The 9,399-nt window shown below is 63.8% G+C and carries 9 protein-coding genes; all 9 read right to left on the bottom strand.

What is annotated here, in order from left to right; translation table 11 throughout:
• The coding region (traD, locus tag HMPREF2924_RS24565; RefSeq protein ID WP_141765568.1) for a conjugative transfer system coupling protein TraD at window positions 1-1,229 on the bottom strand (1,229 nt) is incomplete at its 3' end.
• A gap of 4 nt (window positions 1,230-1,233) precedes the next feature.
• Window positions 1,234-1,782: an integrating conjugative element protein gene (locus tag HMPREF2924_RS24560; RefSeq protein ID WP_023124763.1), complete on the bottom strand. Its 549-nt coding sequence runs from the start codon at window positions 1,780-1,782 to the stop codon at window positions 1,234-1,236.
• A complete protein-coding gene (locus HMPREF2924_RS24555; protein ID WP_012205976.1) occupies window positions 1,779-2,384 on the bottom strand; it encodes a transglycosylase SLT domain-containing protein in 606 nt (201 codons plus the stop codon). The genes HMPREF2924_RS24560 and HMPREF2924_RS24555 overlap by 4 nt, the downstream gene beginning before the upstream one ends.
• On the bottom strand, window positions 2,366-3,103 hold the full coding sequence (locus HMPREF2924_RS24550) for a TIGR03759 family integrating conjugative element protein (RefSeq protein ID WP_012205975.1): 738 nt from the start codon (window positions 3,101-3,103) through the stop codon (window positions 2,366-2,368). Before HMPREF2924_RS24550 ends, HMPREF2924_RS24555 begins: the two co-directional genes overlap by 19 nt.
• Before the next feature lie 14 nt (window positions 3,104-3,117).
• Entirely contained in the window at window positions 3,118-3,759 is a 642-nt protein-coding gene (locus HMPREF2924_RS24545; RefSeq protein WP_012205974.1) for a hypothetical protein, read from the bottom strand.
• On the bottom strand, window positions 3,756-4,334 hold the full coding sequence (locus tag HMPREF2924_RS24540) for a PFGI-1 class ICE element type IV pilus protein PilL2 (RefSeq protein ID WP_012205973.1): 579 nt from the start codon (window positions 4,332-4,334) through the stop codon (window positions 3,756-3,758). Before HMPREF2924_RS24540 ends, HMPREF2924_RS24545 begins: the two co-directional genes overlap by 4 nt.
• 142 nt (window positions 4,335-4,476) lie before the next feature.
• Entirely contained in the window at window positions 4,477-6,198 is a 1,722-nt protein-coding gene (locus HMPREF2924_RS24535; RefSeq protein WP_071543045.1) for a UvrD-helicase domain-containing protein, read from the bottom strand.
• Window positions 6,195-7,997 (bottom strand): ATP-dependent nuclease, encoded by a 1,803-nt coding sequence (locus tag HMPREF2924_RS24530; protein ID WP_012205971.1) that lies wholly within the window; start codon window positions 7,995-7,997, stop codon window positions 6,195-6,197. The genes HMPREF2924_RS24535 and HMPREF2924_RS24530 overlap by 4 nt, the downstream gene beginning before the upstream one ends.
• A gap of 172 nt (window positions 7,998-8,169) precedes the next feature.
• Window positions 8,170-9,399, bottom strand: a 1,230-nt coding sequence (locus HMPREF2924_RS24525; RefSeq protein WP_070700688.1) for a helicase-related protein, incomplete at its 5' end; no start/stop codon positions are given.

Below are 9,399 nucleotides of genomic sequence, written 5' to 3'. Positions count from 1 at the left end.
TTGTCGAAGTAGGTCTTGTCGTAGCGCACTGCCGAGCGCAGGCCGTCGAGCACCGGGTCGTAGTTGCGCGCCTGCGAGAGGTACTGCTCCAGCGCCACCACGCGCTTTTCGCGCCCGATCATGTTGCGCGGGATGTTCTTCTCGTTGAGCTTGGCCTCGATCTGGACGATGACCTCCCAGGCCTTGGGCTCGGTCTTGGCGAAGTAGTGTTGGGCGTACTCGATGAACAGCGCGTCGATGTTGATCACATGGCGCTGGATCAGCATGTAGTCCGGGCGCTGCCCCAGTTCCACCAGGGCGCGGGCGATGATGTTGACGAAGCGCCACGCAAACTCGCGAAATGCCGCGCTGTTGCCTTCCCCGGAGAGCTGCCCTGCAACACGGGTGGCCACCTCGCTGATGCGCCCAAAGCGGCCCACAGCGTTGTAGCGCGCGGAAATGTCGGGCCAGCCCAAGTGGAAGACATAGAACTCGCCCTCGCGCCCCGCGCGCTTGGCCTCGACGTACACTCGCTTCAAAAGATCGGCGTCGCCCTTGGGGTCGATGACGATGACGACCTCGTGCTCGCCGTCGGCGTTCTTGCGCCGGATGTCCTGAGTCACGAACAACTCGGCCAACCGCGTCTTGCCCACGCGCGTGGTGCCCAGCACCAGCGAATGCCCGACGCGCTCACCCAGCGGTAGGCTGACGTCCACCTCATCGGGTTCGATGCCGTGCAGGCGCGGCAGGCCGCCCACAGGCGGCAGCGGGCGCACCGGGTTGAAAGGCACATCCCAGCCCGTGAGCGCAGGTAGCCGGGACAGCGGGAATGGCGCGAACTCCAGCCGTTCCTCCAGCCTGCGCGCTAGCCGGTAGGCCGGCGTCAGCTCGACGTAGCGGCGAAATTCCGGTCTGTATGTCTGCATCAGCCGATGGGTATGTTTCTGCTCCCACAGAAATCCGCGTCCCACGAACAGACGCTGCTGGCTGACCGGCACGTCCTTGCTGGTCATCACATAGCGCGGCAAGCGGCGAATGTTGCGTCGGTAGCGCAGGATGACGCGGGCATCGCGGTAGCGGATGGCACCGTAGATGCAGAACGCCAGCGCACTGCCGACGCCCATGGCGGGGCTCAGCGCGAGCGACCACGGGGCCACCAGGGACAGAAACGCGGCGCCTGCACACGCCGCGACGGTATAGAACTCCACCGCTGGGCGCAGCAGAACCTCGACCGGCTGTTTCCCCGACATGGCTTCATTGCTCGATGCCGGTGGCTGTGATCAGCACCGGGTAATGCCGCAGACCCAGGCGCTCGGCCAGGTCGTCACCGGCCACAGGCGCGAGGGGAACGCCGGGCACCAGGGCGCGCAGCCGTGCCAGGCCCTGCACGGTCTCGACGTTAACCACCAGGCCCACCGCGCCGCGCTCGCGCAGCGATGTTGCCTGGCGACGAAGCCAGGCGTGGGAAGCCTCGTCGTCGCCGACGACTACGAAAGGCCGCAGGCCCGGTGCCTCGATCACCCGCCGCGCGACGGTGCCAGGCGTGAGCTTGGCACTGCGCACCGGCAACATCGCGGCCTCATCCATGGGCGTGGCGGGCACCGTGAGTATCGGGATGGGCGGTCGGGCTGGAGCATCGGCGCGCGGCTGAAGATTCAGAGCCTCGTAGTACGGCAGCGCCGACGTGCCGCCACGGTCTTCGACCACGATCAGCTGATCGCCGGCACGTGAGGCCAGCGGCAGAGCCGCCAGCAGCACGAGCAAGCCCTTCAGTGTGAGATGGGTCAAATGGGATGTTTTCATGGGGTGCTCTCCTGGTGCACGGCGATGGCCGCGGCGGTTGGGTGTGTGCCCTGCACACGGGCAAGGTGGCGCGACACGCTGCGCCGGTAACGAGCCGCAGGTTCTCCGCCCGCAGGACGGTGGTAGCGACCGATCGCCGGCAACCAGTCCTCGCCCGAGGTGTGCTGCTCTTTCAGGATTTCAGCGGCGATGGCGAGGTTGCTGTATGGGTCGAGCAGGTCGCACGGGCTGGCGTAGCGCTGCTGGTGGTAGCCGAGGTTGATCTGGCCCAGGCCCGCGTCGATGCGTGTGTGCGGCGTGGCGCGCATTGCCTGCTGCAAACCAGCGCAGGCGTCGGCACGGGTGGTGAAGCGGCGCGACTGACCGGCGACGTTGAGGGACCACGGCCACGGGACGATGCGCCCGTTGCGGCGGATGCCGCTTTCCTGCAAAGCCACGGCGTAGAGCACCGTCGAGGGGATGCCCGCGCGCTGTGCGGCAAGCTGGTAAGCCGGTGGCGGAAGCTCCTGGGCATGGGCGGCGCAGGCGCACAGGCCCGCCGCGATCACCAGTGCGCGCAAGCACTGCGAAACGGAGGTGGCCGCTATGGCTGGCGCTGCCATTGACCGTTCACCTCGCGCACGACCGCAGGAAGGTCTCCGGGCAAGCTCAGCGACAGCCACCGCCCGCCATCATGGTTGAGCGTGATGCCACCGCTGCGCACGCGCGCCGGATCGACGTTCGCACGCTTGGCCCAGTCGCGGATGCGCGTGTCGTCTTGGCGGCTGCCGACCATGTACAGGTCGAACTCGGTGCCGGAGGATTGCAGGCGCTGCACGAGTTGCCCGCAGGCCGCGCAGCCGTCCTTGACGAACACGGCCGTGCGGCCTGAACCGCGCAAGGGATTGGCGCTTGTGCCGGCGCCGGGTTTTTCGTCAGGCAGGTTCACCCGCTGCATGCCGGGACTCAGGCGCTGCCAGGCCTGGTCGTAGGCACGCTGGTAGGCGAGCAGCTTCTCGATACGGCGCGCCTCGACCTGCACCTGCAGCTCTGCGTAGCGGCGCCGTTCCTCGTCGGTGCGCGCCTCGATGCCCAGGGCGGACAGTGGGTCCAGGTTGGGCGAGTAGATGCCCAACGGCCCGTCCATCAGCTCGCGATAGCGAGCCCACTCCTGCGGTTGCAGGCCCCAGTCGCCTGCCACTCGGTCGTCCAGGGAGCGAGTAACCAGCGGGCGCTCCTGGCTGTGCGCACTGCCGGCGGGAGCCGTGGCCGGCTGCTGCGCCCAGGCGGGCAACTGGGCAGACGCGAGCAGGAGCGCGGAAAGGATGATCGACGGTTTCATGTCGTGCGCTCCGCTCAAGGAATCGCCATGCGACGGGTCTGGTCGCCGGCCTGGAACACCGCAGTGTTGCCCTCGACTGCCTGCAGGCGCCACGGGCCGACGGCATCGCCGGGAAGCAGCACTTGAAGCTGGTCGGGCGTGAAGTTCCCGTTATTCGGTGTGACGGACAGGCTGCGCTGGCCGGCGCGAAGTTCGGCGCCGACGATGCGGAACGGCAGTGGCGGCGGTTCTGGTTTGGCGGTGGGCCTGCTCGGTGAGCGCGGCTGGGCGGGCGCTGCGGCACGCAGGGCGCTTGGGCGTGCCTTGATCTGCTCGACTTCCGCACGAAGCGCCTGAAGGTCTTCGGCAGCGGCATAGCCGCTCAGCGTTGTCTCGACCTGGGCGGCGCGTGCTTCCAGGCGTTCGCGGGTATCTTTGAGGTCTGCCGCTGTTGCGACGACTGGACGCTGCTGGATGGCCTCAATGGTCTCGGCCAGGCCCACCGCCTGCGCTTCGAGACGTTGCAGGCGGGAATCAAGCAGCGTCTGGTCGGCCTGGTCGTTCATGGTCTGGTAGCTCAGGGCAGCGAAAACGCTGAGGCTGATCAGCCAGAGCCACATTAGGCTCTGCAACACCACGGCGGAGATCGGGCGCCGGGGAGCCTGCGCGGTATTCATGGCTGGCCTCCCGAAACCGAAGGCATCAGCGGAAACGTCTGCACCGCCTCGGCAACAGGCGGCTCGTGTGCGTGCTCGGCGGTCGCACTGCCTCCAGGCTGCTCAAAGCAAATCTGCCGTGCCCGTTCATCCGCATGCAGTTCCCAGGCCGGGCCGGCCAGGGTGAGCAGCGCATCGCGCAAGGTCATGGGGCCAAGATGCCGGTGCGCCGCCGGCAGCGGCAGCGCATACAACTCGGTCACGGCGCTGGGCGTCTCGCAAAGCTGGTAGCCACTGCGTTTGAGCACATGCCGCAGCCCATCGCCCACCGTGGCGCGGGCATCCTCGGGCATGGACACGTCGATGGTCTGCAACAGCAAGTCACGCTGCGCCGCCGTGGGTGCCAGCTCGACCAGCGTGTAGCGGCCATAGCGCACGACGGGAATGAACTCGGGTGCCTCGGGTTCGGGAGCGGAGGAGACGCCTTCTATGGCGTCTGGCACCAGCGGCGCGGTGGTGGTCGCGCAGCCGCTGGCCAGCGCTGCGGCCAGGAGACCAGCGCCGACCAGACGCCGGGATACAGGGATTGCGGGCATGGCATCGGCTCTTCTGTTGCGATGCCGATACCTTGGCGGAGCGCCGTTGAGCGGTCAGCTAGGAATGCGGACTGATGGACGACCGCTTTTTCAGAAACATGCGAAGACCGTGCTGATTTGGACAGTACTCGCTACCAGCTGATTACAAAAAAATGCTGCGGTCTCCCGATGGCGTCAGGATTGTTGCTCTCTTCATAGCTCTTGTGACTGCGACCCGCAGTGCCAAAAGGGCTTGGCTTTGACGAGAAGTATCTGCATTCGCAGGCACAATTCGTCCAGCATATCGCCCCTCGTAAATCAGTACCTCGTCAAACTCCTTACCCTTTGCTTTGTGAATGGTCATGAGATGAACTCCACGCCATTCCTTGGCGGCTGCTGTGAAGTGCTCCTGCAGCAAAGCGCCCCGGACAGCTTCGATAGCGCCGACATACTGTCCTTGGGATCTCCAAAGCTCTGACAAAGACGCCCGCAGGTTTGAGCCCTTGTGAAGCAGGCGGAGATACTTGGCATCAGCGGCAACGCGCGACAGTTGGCCAACGGCAGACGTCGCGAGAAGCCCCCGCGCAGTCAACCAGTCTTCTTCAGGATGGCCGGTGAATACGACGTCCTGGCGAAGCGCTGCTAGGCGCGCGCACTCGCTGATCAACGCTTGGCGATTCTTGCCGCGGATCTTTCCGGAGACCAAGTATTGGTCGATGGCGTCGGCCATGTCGAGTTCCGCCTGCGCAGGGCGTTTGGTGCCACTGCGGCCCCGGATGTGGGTATGTAAGGCGGAGAGTAGCCGCGCAGCCAGAAGCTCCGAAGGGCCTCCTTCCATTAGCGTGGCGATGACGTTTGCCGCAAGCGCCGGGGATTCCGCGTCCATCGCCACCTCGTGGCGAAGGTTGGGCATGCCATCGGACTCCGCGGAGAGGTAGTCGGACACTTGAAGCATGAAGGCCTTGGATGGGACGAGCACTGCGATGGACCAGGCCGGCTCCTTGCGAAGTCGCTTGATTGCCTGGATGAGCTGGGCCTTCGCATGGAAATGCGGACCCCTTCCGTAGTACACGCCGTACTCGACCACCGACACATTGGCATAGACGGCGCCCTTGTTTTTCCCGGTGAGCAAGTCTGAACCGTACGTTGCGATGTCGGTTCCGGCACTGCGATGATTCTCCCCTTCAAACTCGACTGGCAAGGGGTCGAACTGGTCCACGAATTCCTTGAGCCGCTGAGGATCGGCGCCGCGGAATTCGTAAATACGCTGGTCGGGGTCGGCCAAGGCAATGATCCTGCAGCCGCGTCCAAGCTCGCGGACCATCGCCCATTCGTCGGCGTTCGTGTCCTGGAACTCGTCCACGACGAGTATCGGGTAGGTCGCTGTGTAGATACCTGCCAGCCGCCGGCTGCGGCGCAGCAGTTCAGCCGTCAACTGGGCGAAGAGGTCGAAGTGGAGCAGCCCCTCTTCATGGAAAAGGCGCAACTTCTCCTGGTGATGCTGCTCCTTGGCAAAGTGAGCCAAGCGCGCGGAGCCCTCGGGAGGTGGTAGGAGCTGGAGCGGCTTTCCGTTGCTGAGCAGATAGCCATGACTTCGCAGAACGCTCCATGCGAAGCCGTGATAGGTGTTGACATCTAGAAGTCTCAGATCATCCGCGGTGATGAGTTCCTTGGCTTTCTCAAGGACCCGTGCCACTGTGGGCCTCGCGAAGCTGAGAAACAGGATGCGCTGGCCTGATAGGAGCTTTGCTGATCGAATCTCGTCCCTGGCTTTGACCAGGGCGACATGCGTCTTTCCGGAGCCTGGACCACCCATGGCGAGCACGTGCCCCGTGCTTTGCAGAAAGTCCCTCTTCTGCGGTGTCCAGTCTTGTTCGACCGTCATAACTCTTCGTCATCGAACGGTGCTGCCGCCGCTGACGGCACGGGTGGCAGCGGCGGAGGTTCGACGGTGATGTGGATCACCCGCAGCGTGTCCCGGACATACTGCGGCATCTCCGCCTCGGTGCAGCACCCGAGCAAGTCGCCGGCATCGCCGCTTCCCTTGGCCCAGCCAAAGAATTGCCGCAATGCGTCGCGAATTTGCTCCACGGTCTGGGCGGCGTTAGGAGTTTTGGCGATCAGATGGTTCGGCCACGCGTTCTCCGCGACGAGGCTGAGCGCATATCGACGAAGGGCTGCCTCCGCGGTGTGGTGCAGCACTACGTTCTCGAAACCTTTCTCGGCAGATTCAAATGAGTGGTGCACGGCGGCCTTGATGGCAGCGGAAGCGGCTGGTTCCTGCTTGTCGAACACAGCAAAGACCGTCTTGCCCAAGTCTCTAAAGAACTTGCCGAGAGGCGCAACCTGCGCATCGGTTTGCGCATCGATGACGGCCACCCCCAGGGCCTCAAGCGTCTTGTATTCTGTGGGGTTCAAGTCGTTAAGCCGGCGCGCCGCTGCAGGTATCGCATCGAACTCCGTTCGACCTTCGACAACAAGTACATATCGGGCAAGCAGCGCTTCACAGAAGCGGGCCCTGAACTCTGCCTTGTATGCCTTGGGCTTGACCGCTGGTGGGTATGTCGCCAGCATCGCAGAAAGCTTGCCCCCGTCACGCCGCAGCACATGCATCTCGGACGGCGCGAATTCTTCGAGCACATAGGGCGAGTGCGACGTGAAAAGCGCCTGTGCCGACGTCTCGCGCACGCTGTTAACGATGCGCTTCTGGGTATGTGGCGGAAGGGCGATCTCGGGCTCCTCCATCGCGAAGATGACGTTCTGCTTCAGGCCCGCGATGATGGATAGCAGCGCCAGCACCAGTGTATTGATCGTGCCGGTGCCCTGATGGTGATATGGCGCGCAATAGGTGCTGCCGTCCGGACGCTTCGCGCCGGTGCCCATGAAAACGGTCAAATCCTTGCGCAGGGCCTCTCTAGTGAGATCCGACACGCGCATGTGAGGTTCCTCTGCCCAGTCAGAAGGAACGAATCGGCGAACAGCGTCCTGGACGTCCTTCAAGAGCGGGGCGATGCCGAGTTCCGGCTTATCGGCCACGGGGAGTTTGCGCAACTCGTTCAGCAGGTCTTCCCACATCGTCACGCGCTTGTCTTGAAGCCTGAGGATGACATCAAGCAACGACCCGCGCTCCAGGCTCAATGCCCGCGCCCCTGTCCTCAGCGTCCGGAGGTACAGGAAGCCGCACTTGCGCTTGTCGGTCGTTTTGAAAGTTGGGTGAGTACCTTCAGCTAGCACTGGGGTCGCGAAGAAAGTATTGCCCGTGAAGTCGTCTTCTTCCTTGTCGTAGCGACCCTCGAAAAACACCCGCAGCGCGGCCGACACGTCTGACGCATCCGTGCCTTCCGGGGGCGGGCCTACGAGTAGCGTCTTTTCCGTGGCGGACCACCACTCGATGTGGTCACGAAAGTGTCGCTGCTGCTCGGCGGACAGGTCACTGACGATAACTTCAATCCGAATGAGAACCGGATCTCCCTCTTCATCCAGGTAGCGCCCGGCGTGGAAGTCGTGCTCGTCGATGACGGGTCTTCGGGAGAGCCGTTCCGGGCCGAGGACGAGATCTATGGCCTCCAGCAGCGTTGACTTCCCGACGTTGTTGTCACCGAGAAATACGCTGTGGCCTGACAGCGTCACGATGCCGGATTCAATCCCACGAAACTTTTCGACCTTGACTTTTGCAATCTGCATTGGCTCCCCCGATTCTGCTCATGTGAGTTTAGCCAGTAACCAATCGTTTCTCCAAAGAGAGTCCACACTGAATCTGAAAGGACGCAGCCACGTCCTGCGGAGACTGCGGGACGTGGCTGCAAGGTGGGAAGAACAGAAAGCCGGCGGCGCTAGGCCGGCGATGGCGTGGAAATTAGGTAGCGACCAACTGCCGAGCCAGTGCGACCTCGACGGAATCACCGTCCTGGTTCAGAACATCCAGCCCCGATTCGGGCACATCGCCCGAGGTGGACTGCGAGACCATGATCTTCTTGGCCATCAGTTCCAGGCAGGTCATCTGCGAGGAACCGGCGTAGCCGAGGTAGATCACGCGCACGGGCTGTTTCTGCCCAATGCGCCAGGAGCGGCGTGCTGCCTGTTGGAGCGAGTACACGTTGTAGCCACTTTGCATGAACACAATCGTCGGGAACTCCAGCAGGTCCAGCCCCGTCTTGACCAGCTCGGGATTGGTGACGAGCACGTCGATGCCCCGGTCCAGTTGCTCGGCGATCCAGTCCTCGCGGCGGCTGGCATCCACGCTTGCGCGCAGTACCGCCACCTTGAATCCTTCCTGCTCCAGCAGCCCCTTCAGGCGTGACGTGGTGTCGCGCGTTCCGGTATAGACCGTGTAGGCCAGAACCTTGCTCCCCTGTTCCTTCTCCGCTTTGCAGATGTCGATCAGCTCGCGCTCCTTGGGGCTGATCTCGAACTCATTGAACTGAGCCGGGACAAACGCCAAGGTGTTGCGCGTGCGCGGATGCACCACGGTCTCCGACCGGAAGCAGCAATCCGGCCAGGCCAGCAGCACGTTGAGCACCACCCCCAGCAAGGTCGTATCGCGTCGCGCCAGAGCCTGTTTCAGCTCTGCGGTCAGCCGACCCGCCAAATCGCGGTAGGCCGCAGCTTGCGCCACGTCCATCTGGACTTCACGAAACTCCTCGTCATACGGCGGCAGGACGTTGCCACCGATGTCCTTGAGCTTGAGAAAGATCGTGAACGGCAGGATGCAGCGCAAGACGCCTTTCGGGCCGAAGCCGGGAGCCTTGACGGTGCGCACCGATACCTTGGTGCCCTTGGCCGTCTTGTGCGCCGTGCCGGCGCTCTCGGAGTAGATGTCCTTGAGGACGCCGTGATCGCGCATGAACGCCATCGCAGCCGAGGTCATGCTGCCGCTCGTGGTCGGGCGGTAGCCGTCTTCGATCATCCGTCCTGGCAGTGCCCGGAACAGCAGGTAGAACAGATCATCGCCGTAGCCGCCCATTAGCGTGCCGGTCAGCAGCAAGGTCTTGCGAGCCTTCGCCGCCAGCACGCCCATGGCCTGGCCCTGGGCACTGCCACCGTTCTTGTACTCGTGCGCCTCGTCGGCGATGAGCAGGTCGAACGT

The organism is Pseudomonas sp. HMSC063H08 (assembly GCF_001813645.1).
GTDB lineage: Bacteria > Pseudomonadota > Gammaproteobacteria > Pseudomonadales > Pseudomonadaceae > Pseudomonas > Pseudomonas aeruginosa.
This window is presented reverse-complemented; position numbering and strand designations above follow the sequence as displayed.

Coding starts and splice junctions, on each gene's coding strand:
- HMPREF2924_RS24560 (WP_023124763.1), bottom strand. CDS start 1,782: ATGAAAACATCCCATTTGACCCATCTCACACTGAAGGGCTTGCTCGTG.
- HMPREF2924_RS24555 (WP_012205976.1), bottom strand. CDS start 2,384: ATGGCAGCGCCAGCCATAGCGGCCACCTCCGTTTCGCAGTGCTTGCGC.
- HMPREF2924_RS24550 (WP_012205975.1), bottom strand. CDS start 3,103: ATGAAACCGTCGATCATCCTTTCCGCGCTCCTGCTCGCGTCTGCCCAG.
- HMPREF2924_RS24545 (WP_012205974.1), bottom strand. CDS start 3,759: ATGAATACCGCGCAGGCTCCCCGGCGCCCGATCTCCGCCGTGGTGTTG.
- HMPREF2924_RS24540 (WP_012205973.1), bottom strand. CDS start 4,334: ATGCCCGCAATCCCTGTATCCCGGCGTCTGGTCGGCGCTGGTCTCCTG.
- HMPREF2924_RS24535 (WP_071543045.1), bottom strand. CDS start 6,198: ATGACGGTCGAACAAGACTGGACACCGCAGAAGAGGGACTTTCTGCAA.
- HMPREF2924_RS24530 (WP_012205971.1), bottom strand. CDS start 7,997: ATGCAGATTGCAAAAGTCAAGGTCGAAAAGTTTCGTGGGATTGAATCC.